Origin of the sequence: Parafrankia sp. EAN1pec (assembly GCF_000018005.1) — a bacterium.
Taxonomy (GTDB): Bacteria; Actinomycetota; Actinomycetes; order Frankiales; family Frankiaceae; genus Parafrankia; species Parafrankia soli.
Map to the genome: position 1 here is coordinate 2,012,764 of NC_009921.1, position 18,059 is coordinate 2,030,822.

General features: G+C 73.0%; 13 protein-coding genes and 1 pseudogene. 10 read left to right on the forward strand and 4 right to left on the reverse strand.

What is annotated here, in order from left to right:
* Positions 1-187 precede the first annotated feature (187 nt).
* Positions 188-841, forward strand: a complete 654-nt coding sequence (locus FRANEAN1_RS08225; RefSeq protein ID WP_020459292.1) for a TetR family transcriptional regulator — start codon at positions 188-190, stop codon at positions 839-841.
* A gap of 32 nt (positions 842-873) precedes the next feature.
* Here the strand turns inward: FRANEAN1_RS08225 and FRANEAN1_RS08230 are convergent, their stop codons facing one another.
* Both FRANEAN1_RS08230 and gltX read right to left on the reverse strand, forming a co-directional pair.
* Positions 874-1,923: a LacI family DNA-binding transcriptional regulator gene (locus FRANEAN1_RS08230; protein ID WP_347177035.1), complete on the reverse strand. Its 1,050-nt coding sequence runs from the start codon at positions 1,921-1,923 to the stop codon at positions 874-876.
* A gap of 342 nt (positions 1,924-2,265) precedes the next feature.
* On the reverse strand, positions 2,266-3,768 hold the full coding sequence (gltX, locus tag FRANEAN1_RS08235; protein WP_020459295.1) for a glutamate--tRNA ligase: 1,503 nt from the start codon (positions 3,766-3,768) through the stop codon (positions 2,266-2,268).
* Between the two features lie 241 nt (positions 3,769-4,009).
* On the opposite strand from gltX, the gene FRANEAN1_RS08240 reads away from it, so the two are divergent.
* Positions 4,010-4,882, forward strand: coding sequence for a PaaX family transcriptional regulator C-terminal domain-containing protein (locus FRANEAN1_RS08240; RefSeq protein ID WP_041255665.1), 873 nt, complete (start codon positions 4,010-4,012; stop codon positions 4,880-4,882).
* A 90-nt stretch (positions 4,883-4,972) separates the two neighbouring features.
* On the opposite strand, the pseudogene FRANEAN1_RS08245 reads toward FRANEAN1_RS08240, so the two are convergent.
* Both FRANEAN1_RS08245 and FRANEAN1_RS08250 read right to left on the reverse strand, forming a co-directional pair.
* Positions 4,973-5,728: pseudogene (locus tag FRANEAN1_RS08245) on the reverse strand (GntR family transcriptional regulator); the annotation flags it as partial.
* Between the two features lie 843 nt (positions 5,729-6,571).
* Entirely contained in the window at positions 6,572-7,510 is a 939-nt protein-coding gene (locus FRANEAN1_RS08250) for an FCD domain-containing protein (RefSeq protein ID WP_020459299.1), read from the reverse strand.
* 1,039 nt (positions 7,511-8,549) lie between these two features.
* Here FRANEAN1_RS08250 and FRANEAN1_RS08255 point away from each other — a divergent pair.
* The 8 genes from FRANEAN1_RS08255 (at position 8,550) to FRANEAN1_RS08290 (ending at position 18,041) form a co-directional block, all read left to right on the forward strand.
* Entirely contained in the window at positions 8,550-9,569 is a 1,020-nt protein-coding gene (locus FRANEAN1_RS08255; RefSeq protein ID WP_157472465.1) for an MHYT domain-containing protein, read from the forward strand.
* 189 nt (positions 9,570-9,758) lie between these two features.
* Entirely contained in the window at positions 9,759-11,156 is a 1,398-nt protein-coding gene (locus FRANEAN1_RS08260) for a replication-associated recombination protein A (protein ID WP_020459302.1), read from the forward strand.
* A gap of 346 nt (positions 11,157-11,502) precedes the next feature.
* Positions 11,503-11,997: a DUF948 domain-containing protein gene (locus FRANEAN1_RS08265; RefSeq protein ID WP_020459303.1), complete on the forward strand. Its 495-nt coding sequence runs from the start codon at positions 11,503-11,505 to the stop codon at positions 11,995-11,997.
* Positions 11,998-12,008: 11 nt separating this feature from the next.
* Entirely contained in the window at positions 12,009-12,347 is a 339-nt protein-coding gene (locus FRANEAN1_RS08270) for a hypothetical protein (protein WP_157472468.1), read from the forward strand.
* Between the two features lie 93 nt (positions 12,348-12,440).
* On the forward strand, positions 12,441-15,083 hold the full coding sequence (gene alaS, locus FRANEAN1_RS08275; RefSeq protein WP_041253858.1) for an alanine--tRNA ligase: 2,643 nt from the start codon (positions 12,441-12,443) through the stop codon (positions 15,081-15,083).
* A 176-nt stretch (positions 15,084-15,259) separates the two neighbouring features.
* The gene (gene ruvX, locus FRANEAN1_RS08280; RefSeq protein WP_275078503.1) at positions 15,260-15,739 is read left to right on the forward strand and encodes a Holliday junction resolvase RuvX; all 480 of its coding nucleotides are present in this window, start codon (positions 15,260-15,262) and stop codon (positions 15,737-15,739) included.
* Positions 15,736-17,142, forward strand: a complete 1,407-nt coding sequence (gene mltG / locus FRANEAN1_RS08285) for an endolytic transglycosylase MltG (RefSeq protein WP_020459307.1) — start codon at positions 15,736-15,738, stop codon at positions 17,140-17,142. The genes ruvX and mltG overlap by 4 nt, the downstream gene beginning before the upstream one ends.
* 2 nt (positions 17,143-17,144) lie before the next feature.
* The gene (locus FRANEAN1_RS08290; RefSeq protein WP_020459308.1) at positions 17,145-18,041 is read left to right on the forward strand and encodes a shikimate dehydrogenase; all 897 of its coding nucleotides are present in this window, start codon (positions 17,145-17,147) and stop codon (positions 18,039-18,041) included.
* The last annotated feature ends 18 nt before the right edge of the window (positions 18,042-18,059 follow it).

An 18,059-nucleotide genomic window follows, 5' to 3' on the forward strand; every position in this document is an offset into this window, starting at 1 on the left:
CGGGGTCGCCCGCGTGCGTCGCGGGTTTCACGCGGACGCCCGGCCAGACCCTCGTTTGTGGCCCCGGTGATGGCTCCTCGGCGCCGCTCGACGGTGCCCCGTACCCCCGTACGGGGCGGTCGGCCTGGACGGACGTCCAGCGCGTGGTTCGCACGGATCTGTACGCTCGGTCCCCCGCGGGAGTGCGGTGCGCCACAATGAGGGCCCCCTGCGCGAGGTGACCGGGGCCGGACGGGAGGCGGAGATCGTGACTGCCGAGCTGGCGGAGCGCCAGATTGGGCCGGGCGCCGGCCGGGAGCGCCTGCGGGCCACCGCCCTGGACCTGTTCACTGAGCGTGGCGTGAGCGCCACCTCGCTCCAGATGATCGCGGACGCGATGGGCGTCACCAAGGCGGCGGTCTACCACCACTACAAGAGCAAGGACGAGATCGTCCTCGCGGTGGTGCGCCCGGCGCTCGAGCAGATCATGGGGCTGGTGCGGCTCGCCGAGAGCCGGCGCTCTCGGGCCGCCCAGGTCGAGACGATGATCGTCGGCCTGGCCGATCTCATCATCGCCAACCGCCGCTTATACGCGCTGCTGCAGGGTGATCCGACCTGTACGGCCATCCTGCAGCGGTACCCGGAGTTCCCCACGCTGGGGGAGCGCCTCGTCGCGTTGCTCGCCGGGCCCGATCCGGATCCGGGTTCCGTCGTGGCGGCCGGCATGCTGCTGGCAGGGTTACGTGGCGCCGGCTCCGACCCCCGGGTGATGGCGCTGGACGACGGGGAGTTCCGTCGATACGTCGTCGGCTGCGCCCACCGCCTGATGCGCCCCCGCCGGCCGGCGTCCGGCACCGGCTGATCCGCGCGTGCCGGGAGGAGCCGGACCGCCGATCAGGCGCGGCGGGTGCTCTCCCGCTCGACCAGCTCCACCGGCAGCACGACCTCGCGGGGCCGGGCGCCGTCACCGACCATCTCGATGAGGAACCGGGCGGCCTCGGCCCCCAGCCGTTCGGGATGACGCGCCACCGTCGTCAGCGACGGCTCGGTGAGCTCGCCCCAGGAGATCCCGTCGATCCCGATGATCAGCACACCGCCGGGCACCTGCCGGCCCGCGTGCCGCAACGCCCGCACCGCGCCGACGGCCTGCAGATCGTTTGAGCAGAAGATCGCGTCGATCTGTGGATCGGCGGCGAGGAGCTGGTCGGCCGCCCAGCGCCCCGCCTCGATCGTGTACCGGCTGGCGATCGAGCGCCACGGCGGCAGCGAGCGTCCCGACGCCTGCAACTCTGCGCGGAAGCCGGTGCGGCGCTCGCGGGCCGTGGTGAGGTGCTCCGGCCCGCAGATCATCGCGATCCGGCGCGCGCCGCGGGCGAGGATGTGCCCGGCGGCGAGTCGGCCGGCCGCGTCGTCGTCGGCGAAGACCCCGCCGGCACCGGTCAGCTCCAGGCGCTCGTCGCAGGCCACCACGGCGACGCCGCTGTCGACCAGGTGCTGCAGCTGCTCGGTATGCCCGGACGCCGAGCAGACCAGGAGCCCGTCGGCCGCCCCGGCCAGGCGGTCGAGGTAGTCGGCCTCGCGCGCGTCGTCGAGGTCGGTGTTGCCGAGGAACACCGCCCAGCCGGACGACTGGGCCACCGTCTCGACGCCGTGCGCGATCTCGGCGAAGAACGGGTTGCTCGCGTCCGGGACGATGAGGCCGATGGCGTGCCGGGTCGGCGTCCGCACCGGCCGCGCGGCGTCGACCTGCCGGTACCCGAGACGGTGGGCCGCGGCGCGAACCCGGGCGCTGGACGCTCCGCTGACCGATCGCCGGCCGGCCAGCGCGTTGCTGACGGTCGACACGCTGACGCCGGCGAGCGCCGCGACCTCGCGGATCGTGGCGGGCCGCTTCACCGTCGCCTCGCGGGACGTGATGCGCTCGATGTGGCGGTCTGTAGACATCGACTCCATTAAAGGTCGATGTCGCCCGCCCGGGAGGTCGCGTCGGTCACGATGTCAGCCCGCAAGGCCCACGGCGGGTGACCACTTCCGGATCCAAGGCTCTCTTGAACCGTTCTTAAGCATCGTTTATGGCGCCGGTGTTGTGATGACGGTGTCGCCGCGAAGGTCCCCGGTCCACCCGGCGGAGGTACCCCCCACCCTCCGACGGGTTCCTGGCCCGGGTCGTGGTCCGTCCCAACCACGACCCGGGCCCACGACGACACCGGACGGGCACGCCGCACGCTCCGGCCGCGCCGGTCAGGCCGGTGCACTCAGATTGTCGGGCTCAGGCCCGGGGCTTGCTCAGGCCGGGTTCGCCGCCGTGTCGAGGCGCTCGACCGCGGCGCGCAGCCGCCGCAGCGTCTCCTCGCGGCCGAGGATCTCCAGCGACTCGAACAGCGGCAGGCCGACCGTCCGGCCGGTGACCGCCACCCGGACGGGCGCCTGGGCCTTCCCGAGCTTCAGCCCGTGCCGCTCCCCGACCTCGATGAGCGTCTCGCGTAGGACGTCGTGGTCCCAGGCGACCTTCTCGTAGGCCTCGGCCGCCTCGGTGAGTAGGTCGAGGGCCGGGCCCTTCATGGTCTTCGCCCAGGCGGCCTCGTCGGTCGGCGCCTCGGGCAGGAACAGGAAGTCGACCATCGGGACGATCTCCGACAGCACCGCCACCCGGGACTGCGCCAGCGGTGCGACGGCGGCGAAGACCTCGGCGGAGAAGCGCTCCGGCGACCACGGCGGGGCCGGCACCGCCGTGGTCACGCCCGCGGCTCCGTCTCCCGTGCCCGCCGCGGCCGGTGCGTCCACCGCGGCGGGCACGTCGGCCGCGGGCACGAGCCACGGCTCGCACGCCGCCACGAACTCGTCGACACTCAGCGCACGGATGTACTCGCCGTTGAAGGCGCGCAGCTTCTTCTCGTCGAAGAACGCGGGGGAGGGCTTCACGTCCTCGAGCCGGAACGACGCCTCGATGGTCTCGAACGGGACGATCTCCTCGTCGCCGGGCGGAGCCCAGCCGAGGAGCATCAGATAGTTGCACATGGCGGCGGCGAGGTACCCCTCGGCGCGGTACGACTCCAGCGCGACCTTGTCGCGCCGCTTCGAGAGCTTCTGGCGCTTCTCGTTGACGATCACCGGGACGTGGGCCCAGACCGGCGGCGGCGTGCCGAGCGCCGCCCACAGCAGCTGCTGCTTCGGAGTGTTGGACAGGTGCTCCTCGCCGCGCACGACGTGGGTGATGCCCATGTCGAGATCGTCCACGACGTTTGCGAGCAGGAAGACGGCCGAGCCGTCCGCCCGGGCGATGACGAAGTCCTCGATGGTGTCGTTCGGGAACTCCGGCGTGCCGCGGATCACATCGAGGACTACAGTGGTGCCCTCGTCGGGGGTGCGGAACCGCAGCGCGCGCCCCGGGCCGGGGCCAAGCCCGCGCTCCCGGCAGAAGCCGTCGTAGCCGTGCTGGGCGTTGCCGGTGCGGGCGGCGAGTTCGTCGCGGGTGCAGCCGCAGTAGTAGGCGCGACCGGCGGCGAACAGGCCCGCGGCCGCCTCGGCGTGCCGGCCGGCCCGCTCCGACTGGAACACCGGGCCCTCGTAGCCACCGGGGCTGATGCCCAGCCAGTCGAGCGCGCTGATGATGCCCTCGGTCCACTCCGGCCGGTTCCGCGAGGCGTCGGTGTCCTCGACGCGGAGCACGAAGTCACCGCCGGCGCCCTTGGCCACCAGCCAGTTGAAAAGCGCCGACCGGGCCCCGCCCACGTGGAAGATGCCGGTCGGCGACGGCGCGAACCGTACGCGCACCCGTCCAGTGCTCATGGTCGCCGAGCGTACAGGTCGCCCGTCAGGAGACCGACCGACGTCACCCGGACCACAGGAGATCCGGACCGATCGCGTGGAATGTCGGTAGGGGCTCGTAAAATCGGAGAGCGTGACAGCGCCCGCGCGGCTCGCAGGTCGCGACCGTGATCCGGGTCGTGGCCGGCGCCCGACCGTCCGCCGGCCGCAGGTCGGGGCCCAAGGAGCGAATCCGGCACCTCCAACGGTCGACGTCGTCGACCTGCCCAGGGTCCAGGCGGGCGCACAGCCCCAGCACCTGCTCACCACCCTGCTCGGCGATTACTGGGCCGGCCGCCGGGAGCACGTCCCGTCGGTGGTGCTGGTCAGCCTGCTCGCGGATTTCGACGTCAGCACGGTCGGTGCCCGGGCGGCGCTGAGCCGGCTGTCGCGGCGCGGGCTGCTGGAGTCGTCCCGGATCGGCCGCAACACCTACTACGGGCTGACAGCGGAGGCCTCGGCCGCGATCCTCGCGTCGGCGAACCGGATCTTCACCTTCGGCCTGCGGCACGACCCGTGGGACGGGCGCTGGACGGTGGCGGCGTTCTCCATCCCCGAGGACCAGCGCGACGTGCGGCACGCCGTGCGTGCACGGCTGCGTTGGCTGGGCTTCGCTCCGCTCTACGACGGGATGTGGGTCACCCCGCGGTCTGCCGGTGAGGCGGCCCGCCGGGTGTTCGCCGAGTTGGGCGTCATCGCGTCGACGGTGCTGATCACGACGTCGGAGGCGCGCCGCAGCGACCCCCGCCCGCCGATGGCCGCCTGGGATCTCACCGAGCTGCAGCGCACCTACGAGGAGTTCGTCCGCACCTACACCCCCCTGTTGGAACGGGTCCGGCACGGCGAGGTGTGCGGCGCGGAGGCACTGGCCGCACGCACCGCGGTGATGGAGTCCTGGGGGCGCTTCCCGAGCCTCGACCCGGACCTTCCGATCGACCTGCTGCCCGGCCGCTGGCCGCGGCGCGAGGCCCGCACGGTCTTCGCCGAGATCTACGACGGGCTGGCCGTCCCGGCTGTGGCGCGGGTCCGGGAGCTGCTGGCGGAGGTGTCGCCGGAGCTGGCCGACCTCGTCCGGCTGCGTACGACGGTCTCCTGACCGGCCGGCCCGGAGTCCCCTGGCCGGCCCGGAGTCCCCTGACCGGTTGGCCCGAGTCTCGTGGGCGGTCAGCGCGGGCCTTCTGGGCGGTCAGCCCGAGGAGTTCCGGGGCATTGGCATCGGCATCGGCACTGGTCGGGTGCCCTCGAGGCCGCGGCCCGGGGCGGCGGGCGGTGTGCCGAGCAGGTCGATGACGGTGCTGGGTGGCTGGCTGGGTGTGGTGGCGATGTGGGTGCGCCAGTGGGCTTCGGCGGCGTCGGTGTCGTGGCGGGCGATGAGGTCGAGGAGGTGGGTGTGGTCGTGGTGGTTGTGGGGGGTGGTGTGGGTGGGGTGGGGGGTGGTGGTGTGGGTGTCGAGGATGTGGCGGAGCATGCCGGCGATCATGGTGAGGGTCTGGTTGCCGGCGTGTTCGAGGAGTTGGTGGTGGAAGTGGGTGGGGTCGGGGTGGGTGAGGGCGGTGTGGAGGGTGGTGAGGGTGGTGTCGGTGTGGTGGGTGGCGAGGAGTCGGACGGCGGCGGGTTCGAGCAGGGTGTGGGCGGTGTGGACGTCGGCGAGGGTGGTGTGGCGGTGTTCGAGGACGAGGCCGGCGTAGCGGGCGGCGACCTGGCCGTCGGGGGTGTGGACGCGGGCGCCGCCGTGGGCGCCGCGGCGGACGGAGATGAGGGCTTCGGATTCGAGGACGCGGAAGGCTTCGCGCAGGGTGGGGCGGGAGACGCCGAACTGTTCCATGAGGACGGCTTCGGGGGGTAGGGCGTCGCCTTCGACGAGCTCACCACGGACGATCTGGCGGCGGAGCTGGGCCGCGACGAGCTCGGCGGTCTTGGGCACGCGGACCTGCTGACCGAGACCACCGCCGAGCGGGCCACCAGCGGCCGCGGCACGGCCGCTCGGGCCTTTTGCCGGCCTGCCACCACGCTGGTGCTCGGCTAATGTCATTCTTCCGTGCCTCTCCGGACGGACGCGGCTCATCACGCCGCGGGCATTCCGCGTTCCCGCCGGTTCAGGTGTGCGGCCGGCCTAGATGCCCGCCCGTTGCCGGTGCCCGCTTGGTGCCCGGCGGAAGAATGATACACGTTCCGCAATGAGGAGACTGCCGAGCGCACTCTGTTGGCGTGGTCCTCCCGGTCTTCGATACTGATGTCGACCACAGTTGTCCGTGACAGTTGTCCGTCGCCGTTCTCGGTCACCGCAGTCAGCCGCCGTAGTCGGTGGCTGTTGTCCGCCGTCGAGGTCCGGCGGTGTTCGTTCGCGGTGTTGTCCGGCGGCGTTGCCCAGTGGCGTTGTCCGGTGCTGTTGTCCGACATGGTTGTGTGGACAACTGCGGAGCGCGTAACAAGTCGTGCGAGTGGTTGTCCGAGTACGGTTGCCCGTGTATGGCCCCGCGGCGCCAACCGCGGTGCGAGTACCAGCATGTTCGCCGCGCCGCGCCGCCGCGATCCGTCGTGGTCGACTGGATACCCGTGCAATCGCCGGTGCATTCGACGCCGCGCAATCTGTTTTCAGCGCCATGGCGCCGGTGCCATGGCGTCAGCTCCGTCAGCGCCGGTGCCCCGTCAGCGCCAGCGGCGCCGGCTCCGGCGCCGCTGGCGCTGACGGGGCCAGGGGAGTCCAGTGCCAGCGGGGGGTCGGTGCCAGTGCGGGCCAGTGCCGGTCGCGTCAGTGCCGGTGGTGTTGTCAGCGCGGGTGGTGTCAGTGCCGGTGGGCGGTCGCCTCCTCGACGTGCCGCCGGATGCAGGACCGGGCCAGGTGCTCGGCGAGCGCGCCCTCGCCGCGGGTGATCGCGTCGACGATCTCGGCGTGCAGCGGGTGCTGCCACCACTGCCCGAGCCGGTCGGTCTCCTCGCGGGGATGCGCGAGGTCCGCCAGGACCCGGATGAACAGCTCGGCGGCCGGATTGCCCGCCAGCCGGGCGATCTCAAGGTGCAGCAGCACCGGGGCCTCCCCGGTGGAGCCCGCCGCGACCGGCGCCGGCCGGGTGCCGGCTGACCGTGTCCGCGAGCGCGCTCCCGCGGCCCGCCCGCCCGGCGTGGCCGGCTGCAGTGCACCGCGCAGCCGGGTCAGGCCGGCCGTGTCGATCCGTTCGGCGAGCCTGCGGACGGCCACGGCCTCCAGGGCGGACCAGGTCTCGCAGAGGTGCTCCGGCCGGGCGCGGGCGAAGTCGAGGTAGACCCGGGCGACGTCGCGGACGCCGTCGTGGTCGGGCGCGGTCACCACAAGGCCGCCGCCGGGACCGGGCCGCGGCCGAGCCACCCATCGGCTCTCCAACAGCCGGACGGCCTCGCGCAGCACCGACCGCCCGACCTGGTAGCGCTCCATGAGCTGGGCTTCCGACCCGAGCCCCTCGCCGACCGGCCACCCGCGCCGGATGATCTCCAGCTCGATGGTGCGGGCCAGTCGGGAGGCGAGGGTGCGCTGCCCGAAGCGGGAGGTCGGTTCCTCCGGCTCGCCGACGACGAGGCCGATCGCCCCGCCGTTCTCGGCATGGCCGCCGGCGCGGCGGCCCGCGGCGTGCCCCCCGCCGAGGGCGGAGCCGACAGCGGGCGCGGCGCCGCGTGGAGAAGTCCGTGCTGCGCCGTGGAACGCGCCGGACGCTGTATTCCGGCCGGCCGGCGATAGCCCGTCAGACACTGCTCTTCCTCCGGATGAACTCGTTGGCCGACGCCGGACTTTCCGACGTCGCCGTGACTGCTCCGACGGCGGGCAGTCATCGCCGCGCCGGCGACCTGTCGACGGCGTTCGCGATGACGCCCACAGTGTGCTCGGATTCCTTTCCGGACGTGTTCCGTGCCGTTCCGGTGAGTTCCCGGTAGTCGGCACCGACGTTTGCCCCCCGGCATCGGAAGCGTGTTCCAGATAAGGGGCTCCAGTCAACCGATTGCAGCTACCCATGTGGGCCCAGGGCGCGCCCGTTTGGCATCTGTGCAGCTCCGCCGCTTCGTGTCCCGGTCGCCCGGAAGCGTGACCGGAGGATGCGTGGCCGGCCGGGAATGCGCGTAGCCCGGCCGTTTCCACTGCGTGGCGGCTTCCTGCGCGCCGTCGGCACGGCGCGCGGTGGTGTCGTCGGTGGTGGAGCGGCTGGGCTCTCGACATCCGGACGTGTGTCCCATGCCATCCACCGTGACCGGCACTTACAGGCCACCTACATCCTGTTCGACCGTTCGTGCGGAAAATCGACGCACTTCCGTGATGCCGATACGTGGTGGTTGCGCCCTGCCCCCGTTATCGACTCGTGAACCACTCCGGAGTGCCGTGCCCCGGTCGCCCGCGTCGGTATTCGCCGAACATTCGCCGGGTTGCGCGCCGGGACGGACCGAATTCGCGGACGGTTTGCCGCCGACGGGTTGAGGAAAGAGCGGGGCGACCTCGGGAGGCCGTCGGGCACGGGCCGCGGGGTGTGGGGCCGACGGACGCGCGTCGGAGCAGCGAGTAGTGGATGGTAGCTCAGAGTGATGTTATTGCTCCGTGGTGACGTAAGCGTCGCATGCCACAAGGGGTCTCTGGCCTGTCACCGTAGGGACCGAAGTCCTGATCTGGGGCCGCCACGGCCCGGTGCGGCGTCTGTTACTTCCTCCGGTGTAATTCGGCGCGCAAGTTCTCATTAGCTGAGAACTTGTGTTAGGAATGGGCGTCTTTCGGCTGGTCTGGGGGGAAATTGATCACGGTGCAGATGGCCCATCAACATTCGAGTCAGGATCTTCTGTTCGTCGCGGTGTCCGTACTGCTCGCCGTGATCGGCTCCTTCGCGGCGCTGGTGAGCGCGATGCGGATACCTTCCGCCGAGGGGCGGGCGAGGTTGCAGTGGACGATGTTGGCCGCGGTGTCTCTCGGTGGCGGCGCGGTGTGGTCCATGCACTTCATCGGAATGATCGGTTACCAGGTCGACGACCGCGACGTGCGGTACGACCTGCCGCTCACCGGGCTGTCCCTGCTCATCGCGATCGCCGTCTCGGCGGTGGGCCTGTCGCTGGTGGCCCGGCGTCCGGACAGCCCGGTGCGGCTGGCCGCCGGTGGTGTCGTCGCCGGGCTCGGCGTCGCCGCGATGCATTACACGGGCATGGCCGCGATGCACGCCGGAAGTGACATCAGCTACCGGCACGGGCTGGTGGCCCTGTCGGTCGGCGTCGCCGTCGTCGCCGCGCTGGCCGCGCTGTGGATCGCCTTCCGTGTGCTCACCGGGCTGCACGTCGTGCTGGCCTCGCTGGTCATGGCCGTGGCCGTCTGCGGGATGCACTACACGGCGATGGCCGCGACGCAGGTCCAGACGGCCGCCGTGCTGTCCCCGGTCACCGGGGCGGACCCGATCACCCTGGCGATGCTGGTGTGCGTGATCGCCTTCTCCGTGCTCGCGGTCGTGATCTTCGCCGCGCTCGGCGGGGTCACCTATTCCGATCCGTTCGCCCCGGTCCAGGAGCGCAGCCGGCATCGCGGCGGGCCCCGGCCGGGCGCCGGGCGGGTCGAGGGCGGCCCGTCCCACCGGGAGCGCCCCGGTGGCGAGGGCCGGGGCGGTGGGGGTGAGCGGCCGGAGCAGGCCGATCGGGTCGGCGGAGGCGAGCGGCCCGGGACCGACGAGCGGGCCGCCTGGGCGGCGCAGCGGAGCGGTCCCCTCGAAGCGGTCACGTCGAACGCGCCGCGGGACCGGGGGCACCGGCCCGGCCCGGCCGGACCGGCGAACCGGCGGACGCCCTGAACCGGCCGGATGCCGCGGACCGTTGGGACGCCGCGGACCGGCGCGATCCGCTGGACCAGCGGGGCCCGGCCGACCCGGTCGGCTGGACGGGTGACGCCCACCCCGGGCGGCGGTGACCTCCGCCAGTGCCCGCGGACGCCGTCCGCCTGCTCTCGGAGCGGTGTCGGACCCCGGCCGTACGGTGGTCGGGTGAGTCTCTTCGACGCGGAGCTGGCCGAGACGCTCGCCTCCTCCGGCCCGCTCGCGGCCCGGTTACGCCCACGCGGCCTGGACGAGGTCGTCGGGCAGCGTCACCTGCTGGCGGAGGGCAGCCCGCTGCGCCGGCTGGTGGAGGGCGGCGGGACGACCTCGGTGGTGCTGTGGGGGCCGCCCGGTACCGGGAAGACCACGCTGGCGCACATCGTGTCCCGGGCCACCCGGCGCCGGTTCCGCGAGCTCTCGGCTGTCACCGCGGGTGTCAAGGACGTCCGCGCGGTGGTGGACGAGGCCCGCGAGACGTTGTCGATGTCCGGTGTACGGACGGTCCTGTTCATCGACGAGGTGCACCGGTTCACCCGTACCCAGCAGGACGCGCTGCTCCCGTCCGTGGAACGCGGGTGGGTGACGCTGGTCGCGGCGACCACGGAGAATCCTTTCTTCTGTGTTGTCTCCCCGTTGCTCTCCCGGTCGCTGCTGCTGACCCTCGAGCCGTTGACCGACGCCGACATCGCCGAGCTGGCGGAGCGTGCGGTGACCGATCCGCGCGGCTACGGCGGGCGCCTCGTGCTGGCAGAGGAGGCCCGCGAGCACCTGGTCCGGGTCGCCGGCGGTGACGCCCGGCGCGCGCTGACCGCGCTCGAGGCGGGCGCGGAGGCGGCGCTCGCCGCGGCCGGTCCGGACGGAGCCGGTCCGGACGGAGCCGGTCCGGACGGAGCCGGTCCCGTCCGCCTCGAGCTCGACCTCCTCGAGCGGGCGGTGGACCGCGCCGCCGTCCGCTACGACCGGGAGGGCGACCAGCACTACGACGTCGTCAGCGCGTTCATCAAGTCGATGCGCGGCGGTGACGTCGACGCCGCACTGCACTACCTGGCCAGGATGCTGGAGGCCGGCGAGGACCCGCGTTTCGTCGCGCGCCGAATGATCATCCTGGCGAGCGAGGACGTCGGGATGGCCGATCCCGGGGCGCTCGGGGTCGCCGTGTCGGCGGCCCAGGCCCTCGAGCTCGTCGGGCTCCCGGAGGCACGGCTCGCCCTGGCCCAGGCGGTGATCCATCTGACGCTGGCGCCGAAGTCGAACGCGGTGATCACCGCGCTGGACGCGGCGACGGCCGACATCCGGTCGGGCCGGGTCGGGCCGGTGCCGCCGCACCTGCGCGACGCGCACTACCGGGGCGCGGCGCGCCTGGGCCACGGGGAGCGGTACCGGTATCCGCACGATCACCCGGACGGGGTGGTCCGACAGCAGTACGCGCCGGACGTCCTCGCCGGGTCGGACTACTACCACCCGACCGGGCACGGGTTCGAGCGGCGGGCGGGCGAGCGGCTCCTGCGGCTGCGCGGAGTGCTGCGGGGACAGCCGCCAGACCCCCCGGCGGACACCTCCGGCTGACCACCTGGCGCCGGCCCGTCCGGCCGGGGACGGACACGGACGGCCCGGGGGTTACCGGTGGTGCGTGCACACCGGTCGGTAAGGTCACTGGCGAACAGCACCGGCAGGCCACCCGGACCGCCGCACGAGGGCGCCGCACCGGACGGCGTGACGGCCGCCGTGGCAGGCGGTGCGGCGTGACGGACGGAACGGCGTCCCGGCGGGACTGCCCCGGCCCGCGCGGGGCGGCCTCGCCGGTCCGGCCGGCCTCGGTGGCCGGTGTCACCAGGCGTTACCCGGCACTGGCGTTACCTGAGACAGGCGTTACCTACGACTGGCGTTACCGACAACGATGGAGGCGAAGCACATGTCCGGTGGTGCGGTCGCGGGCCTGATCGCCTCTGGGGCGTTCGCGGTGCTCGTGCTCTTCGCCTGCTACGTCCTGTACAAGCTCGGCAAGATCTTCGACGAGGCCGCGGCCCGGGTACGGCAGACCGGGATCGTGATCGACGAGGGCACCGCCCGGGTCCGGCAGGCGGGGGCGACCGTGGACGAGGTCAACGTCGCGCTCGCCCACGTCAACAAGGAGCTCGACCGGATCGACGCGATCACGGCGAACGTGCAGACGGTGACCACCAACGTGTCGTCGCTGACGTCGCTGTTCGCCGCCACGCTGGGCGGGCCGATCGTGCGGGTCGCCGCGTTCAGCTACGGCGTGCGCCAGGCGGTCGCGAAGCGGGCGAAGGCGGATGTCACCGCGCGAGTGTCGGCCGAGATGAAGGCGGAGAAGTCGCAGCGCCGGGCCGCGCGCCGCGCGCCCGAGGTCACCGCGTCCGGCGCGGGCGGCCGGGGTCGTCGCTGATGGGGACGAGGATGTTCTACGTCGCCCTCGGCGCGGCCACCGGGGTGCTGGTGGTGCGCCAGGTCGCCCGCGCGGTCTCCTCGCTGTCGCCGACGGGTCTGGCCGGGTCTTTCGTACAGTCGGTGCGGGAGTTCGCCGCCGACGTCGGCGAGGCGATGGCCGAGCGGGAGGAGGAGATCCGCTCCGCGCTCGGCCTCGACGACGCGGACGGCTCCGGCGACGGCGAGCGTACAGGCGCCGCCACGAGCACCGGGGCTGCCGCGAGCGACCAGGACACCTCTGCCCCGGGTCCTGACGAGTTCGACCCGGAACGGACGATGCGTCTGGTCCCCGGCGCGCGCCGGCCATGACCTCCGACCGGTCACGGCCGATCCCGGGTACACGCCCGGCGTCGGCCGGGTGGCCGGGTGCCTTATCCCGACGACCCTGGACGACGTGAACCGATGGACACGGCCGAGATCCGCCGCCGCTTTCTGAACCATTTCTCCGAGCGGGGTCACACCGTGGTCCCGAGTGCGTCCCTGGTGGCGCAGGACCCGACCCTGCTGCTGGTGAACGCCGGCATGGTTCCCTTCAAGCCCTACTTCCTCGGGGACCTGAAGGCGCCGTGGAACCGTGCGACCAGCGTGCAGAAATGCGTGCGGACCGTGGACATCGACAACGTCGGCCGCACCGCCCGACACGCCTCCTTCTTCCAGATGTGCGGGAACTTCTCCTTCGGTGACTACTTCAAGGCCGAGGCGATCCCGTTCGCCTTCGAGCTGATCGTCGACGGCTACGGCTTCAACCCCGACGACCTGTGGGCCACCGTCTACCTGGACGACGACGAGGCCGAGGCGATTTGGCGCACCCTGCTGCCCGCCGAGCGCATCCAGCGGCGCGGCAAGAAGGACAACTTCTGGTCGATGGGTGTGCCCGGCCCGTGCGGCCCGTGCAGCGAGATCTACTTCGACCGCGGCCCGGCGTACGGGCGCGAGGGCGGCCCGGAGGCGGACGAGGACCGCTACCTGGAGATCTGGAACCTCGTCTTCATGCAGTTCGCGCGGGGCGAGGGCAGCGAGTACGGCTACGAGATCGTCGGTGATCTGCCCGCCCGCAACATCGACACCGGGATGGGCCTGGAGCGGATGGCCACCATCCTGCAGGGTGTCGAGAACCTGTACGAGATCGACATCTCCCGTCCGGTGCTCGACGCGGCCGGCCGGCTCACCGGCACCCGCTACGGCGCCGACCCGGATTCCGACGTCCGGCTGCGGGTCGTCGCCGACCACACCCGGACCGCGGCGATGCTGATCTCGGACGGGGTCTCGCCGTCCAACGAGGGCCGCGGGTACGTCCTGCGGCGGATGCTGCGCCGGGCGGTGCGTGACGCCCGGCTGCTGGGCGCCCGTGAGCCGGTCATGGACGAGCTGTTCGGCGTGGTCCGCGCGGCGATGGGCCCGATCTACCCGGAGCTCGTCGACCAGGCCGAGGCGATCACGGCGGTCGCGGTCGCCGAGGAGACGGCTTTCCTGGAGACGCTGCGCACGGGCACCACCCTCTTCGACACCGCGGTCACCCAGGCCCGGTCCAGCGGGTCGTCCCAGCTCAGCGGCGAGTCGGCGTTCCGGCTGCACGACACCTACGGGTTCCCGATCGACCTGACCATGGACATGGCGGCCGACGCGGGCCTGACCGTGGACGAGGCCGGCTTCCGCCGGCTGATGGAGCGCCAGCGCCAGGCGGCGAAGGCCGACCGGGCGTCCCGCCGCATCGGCAACCTGGACCTCTCCGCCTTCCGGCCGATCCTCGCCGCCTCCGGCCCGACGACGTTCACCGGCTACACCGAGCTCGGGCGCGAGTCGGGCATCGTCGGCATCGTCGGCATCGGCGACGGCGACAGCCTGACCGCGGCCGGCGAGGGGGAGGAGGTCGGCATCCTGCTCGACGCGACCCCCTTCTACGCCGAGAGCGGTGGCCAGGAGGCCGACCTGGGCCGGATCCGGTTCGACGGCGGCGAGGCCGAGGTGCTCGACGTCCAGCGCCCGGTGCCCGACCTGGTCATGCACCGGGTGAAGGTGCTCGGTGGCGAGCTGCGTGTCGGCGCGGACGTGTTCGCCGAGGTGGACGTCGAGCGCCGGCGCGCGGTGTCGCGCTCGCACACCGCCACCCACCTCGTGCACACCGCGTTCCGCCGGGCGCTCGGGGAGTCGGCGACGCAGGCCGGGTCGCTGAACTCGCCGGGCCGGCTGCGCTTCGACTTCCACGCGCTCGGCGCGGTGCCCGACTCCGTCCTCGCCGACGTCGAGGACGAGGTCAACGAGATCGCCCTGCGTGATCTGGAGGTCCGCTGGTACGTCACCTCTCAGGAGGAGGCGCGCCGGCTGGGCGCGATGGCGCTGTTCGGCGAGAAGTACGGCGACCGGGTCCGTGTCGTGGACGTCGGGGACTACGCCCGCGAGCTGTGCGGTGGTACCCATGTGGCCAGCTCGGCCCAGCTTGGCGCGATCAAGCTGCTGTCCGAGTCGTCGATCTCGGCCGGGACGCGCCGGGTGGAGGCGCTGGTCGGCATGGATGCCTTCCGGTTCCTGGCCCGCGAGCACGTGCTCGTCTCGCAGCTCTCCAGCACGCTCAAGGCCCGTCCGGACGAGCTCGCCGACCGGGTCGCCGACATCGTCGGGCGGCTGCGAGACGCGGAGAAGGAGCTGGAGCGGCTGCGGGCACAGGCGGTGCTGGCCGGCTCGGCGGCGCTCGCCGCCGGCGCCGAGGACGTGGGGGGCGTGGCGCTGGTCACCGCGCAGGTGCCCGCGGGCACTCCGGCAGACGACGTCCGCCTGCTCGCCCTGGATGTGCGCGGCCGGCTCGCCGGCCGGCCGGCGGTGGTCGCGGTCGTCGAGGCCGCCGGCGCGGCAGTCGTCGTGGCGACCGACGAGACCGCGCGGACCCGCGGCCTGCGGGCCGGCGACCTGGTCCGGCACTCCTGGGCCGCGCTCGGAGGCAAGGGCGGCGGCAAGCCTGACGTCGCCCAGGGCGGACGCGGTGACGCGGACATGATCCCGAAGGTCTTCGCCCGGCTGCGCGAGCTGGTCGCCGACCAGAGCGCGTGAACGACACCGGTGTGGGCCGGGGGGACACCGGCGGCGCGGCCGCGGCGTCGCCCTGGCCCGGCCCGGACCCCGTGACCGCTCCGGACCCCGTGACCGCTCCGGATTCCGCGGCTGGCGCGGATTCCGCGGCCGGTTCGGATTCTGCGGCCGGCGGGCAGGCGGACGCGGGGCGCGGCGTGCGGATCGGGGTGGATGTCGGGTCGGTGCGGGTCGGTGTGGCGGTGAGCGATCCTGACGGTCTGCTCGCCGTGCCGGTGACAACTCTGCGCCGAGATGTGTCTCGCCGTGGCTTTGCGGACGTCGACGAGCTTGCCGACATCGTTCGGGACAGGCACGCTGTCGAAGTTGTCGTCGGTCTGCCGCGTCACCTCTCCGGCCGGGAGGGCGAGGCCGTCCGGCTCGCGCGGCGGTACGCGGAGGTGCTGTCCGCGCGTGTCGCGCCCGTGCCGGTCCGTCTCGTCGACGAGCGGCTGACCACGGTCGTGGCGCATCGCAGAATGGCTGAGCGCGGACTGCGTTCCCGGGCCCGCCGTGATCTCGTGGATCAGGAGGCAGCAGTGCAGATCCTGCAGCACCACCTGGACGTCCGCCGGGCACGCGGGGGATCCGGCGGCGCCGCCTCGGGCGGCACTGGGCGGCCCCTGGATTCGGCGTGATTCGGGACGGGGACGGATTCGACGAGCTGCTCGACGGCGCGGGCTACGACGACTACGACGACCGGGACTACAACGACCGGGCGTATGAGGAGCAACGCCGTGCCGCGGCGGGTGCGCGGCGCTCCCGCCGCGGCCGCGCCGGGAGCGTGGACGGCCGCGACCGGGCCGGCCTGGCCGCGGGTGAGCGCGAGCCCGCCGGCTACGAGGACGGCTTCGCGCCGGACGAGGCCGACGCGTACGGGGCCTACGGCGGCGCCTATGACGACGACGATGGCGACCCCGACGACGGGGCCGCCCCGCCGAGGCGTGGGCGTGACGATGACCGGGGGCGGCCCGGTGGACGTCGGCCGGGCTCGGCCCTGCCGAAGCTGATCGGTGTGCTGGTCGTGGTCGCCGTCCTGGTCGGTGCGGGGATCTTCGGCGTCGGCAAGGTCATCGGCCGGATCGGCGGGGAGCCCGCGGCCGACTACGCGGGGTCCGGCGAGGGCATCGTCGTCGTCCAGGTTCCCGACGGCGCCACGTCGTCGGAGATCGCGGGCCGGCTGGCCGCCTCCGACGTGATCGCCAGCCGGCAGGCCTTCGTCAACCTCGCGTCGCGGGACCAACGCGCGCTGTCGATCCAGCCGGGCACCTACCGGCTGCGCTCGAAGATGAGCGCGGCGGCGGCGCTCGACGCGCTGCTCGACGACGCGTCCTCCGCGCTGTTCCGCTACACGATCAGCCCTGGGGACACGGTCCGGCAGGTGTTCAAGGAGCTGTCCACACGTACGGGCACGCCGGTGGCCGACCTGGAGGCGATCGCGCGCAAGCCGTCGACGCTGGGCCTGCCCGACTACGCCACGGGGCTGGAGGGCTACCTCTTCCCGTCGACCTACGACGTCGCGCCCGGCACGGACCCGGTGGATGTGCTCAAGGAGGCCGTCGCCCGGTTCCGGGCCAACGCCGAGGAGATCGACCTCGTCGGGCGCGCCGAGGCCGGGCACGTGAAGCCCCAGGACGTTGTGATCATCGCCTCCATCATCGAGAAGGAGGTGGCGAACGAGGGCGAGGGGCCCAAGGTGGCGCGGGTCATCTACAACCGGCTGAACGACACCTCGGGCCGCTTCCGGCGGATCGACATGGACTCGACCACCCGGTACGCCCTCGACGAGTACGAGGGCCCGCTGACCCAGGACCAGCTCCGCCAGAACAATCCGTACAACACCCGCGCGGTCGAGGGTCTCCCACCCGGCGCGATCTCGAATCCGAGTACCTGGGCGATCGAGTCCGCGCTCAGCCCGGCACAGGGGTCGTGGTTCTACTTCGTCTCCATGCCCCAGACGCACGAGACGGTCTTCGCCACCACCGACGCGGAGTTCCAGGACGCGCTGGACGAATACCATCGCCAGGGAGGGGCCGAGTAGCCGTGGTGATCAGCTCTCGTGACCGTGCGGAGCCGGCCGGGCCGGGTCCGCACGCCGGGCGGGCGGCGGTGCTCGGCTCGCCCATCGGTCACTCCCTCTCCCCGGTGCTGCACACGGCCGCCTACGAGCGGCTCGGCCTGGACTGGACCTACACGGCGATCGAGTGCGACGAGGCCGGCCTGCCGGGCATGCTCGACCGCCTGCGTGACGAGCCCGGCTGGGCCGGGGTCTCGCTGACGATGCCGCTCAAGACCGCCGCGGTCGACCTGCTTGACGACGTCGAGCCCACCGCGGCCCTGCTCGGCGCCGTGAACACCGTGGTCGTCCGGGAGGACGGGCGGCTTGCCGGGTTCAACACCGACGTCGACGGCGTCGGGTACGCGCTGCGGCGGCTCACCGGCGGCGTGGCCCCGGTCCAGCCGCTGGTGCTCGGGGCCGGCGGGACGGCGCGGGCGGTGGTCGCCGCGCTTGCCCGGGTCGGTGCCACCCGGGTCGCGATCGTGGCGCGCCGCCCCGACGCGGTCGCCGAGCTCGTCGGCATCGGCGCCCGGCTCGGCGTCTCGGTCACGGCGCTGCCCTGGGACATCCTCAGCGGCGGGATGCCGGCTGGGCCGGACCTGGTGGTCGCCACGACCCCCGCCGGGGTGACCGACGAGCTCGCGCGTCGCCCGTGGCCGGTGACCTGCGCGTTGCTGGAGCTCCTTTACCACCCCTGGCCCACGGCGCTGGCGGCCTGCGCCTACCGCGGCGGTGCGCGGGTGGTCGGCGGCCTCGAGGTGCTGGCCGGCCAGGCGGTCGGCCAGGTGTGCCACTTCACCGGCCGCCCGGTGGACGAACGGGTCCTGCTCGCCGCCGGCCACGCGGCGCTGTCGGCCCGCGTCGCGAGCCGGATCGGATGAGCCCGGCGGTCGGATGAG

What these genes read in the sequence shown, in the direction of transcription:
- FRANEAN1_RS08265 (WP_020459303.1), top strand. Translation starts at nt 11,503, where the DNA reads ATGTCCGGTGGTGCGGTCGCGGGCCTGATCGCCTCTGGGGCGTTCGCG.
- FRANEAN1_RS08270 (WP_157472468.1), top strand. Translation starts at nt 12,009, where the DNA reads ATGTTCTACGTCGCCCTCGGCGCGGCCACCGGGGTGCTGGTGGTGCGC.
- FRANEAN1_RS08255 (WP_157472465.1), top strand. Translation starts at nt 8,550, where the DNA reads ATGGCCCATCAACATTCGAGTCAGGATCTTCTGTTCGTCGCGGTGTCC.
- gltX (WP_020459295.1), bottom strand. Translation starts at nt 3,768, where the DNA reads ATGAGCACTGGACGGGTGCGCGTACGGTTCGCGCCGTCGCCGACCGGC.
- alaS (WP_041253858.1), top strand. Translation starts at nt 12,441, where the DNA reads ATGGACACGGCCGAGATCCGCCGCCGCTTTCTGAACCATTTCTCCGAG.
- FRANEAN1_RS08230 (WP_347177035.1), bottom strand. Translation starts at nt 1,923, where the DNA reads ATGTCTACAGACCGCCACATCGAGCGCATCACGTCCCGCGAGGCGACG.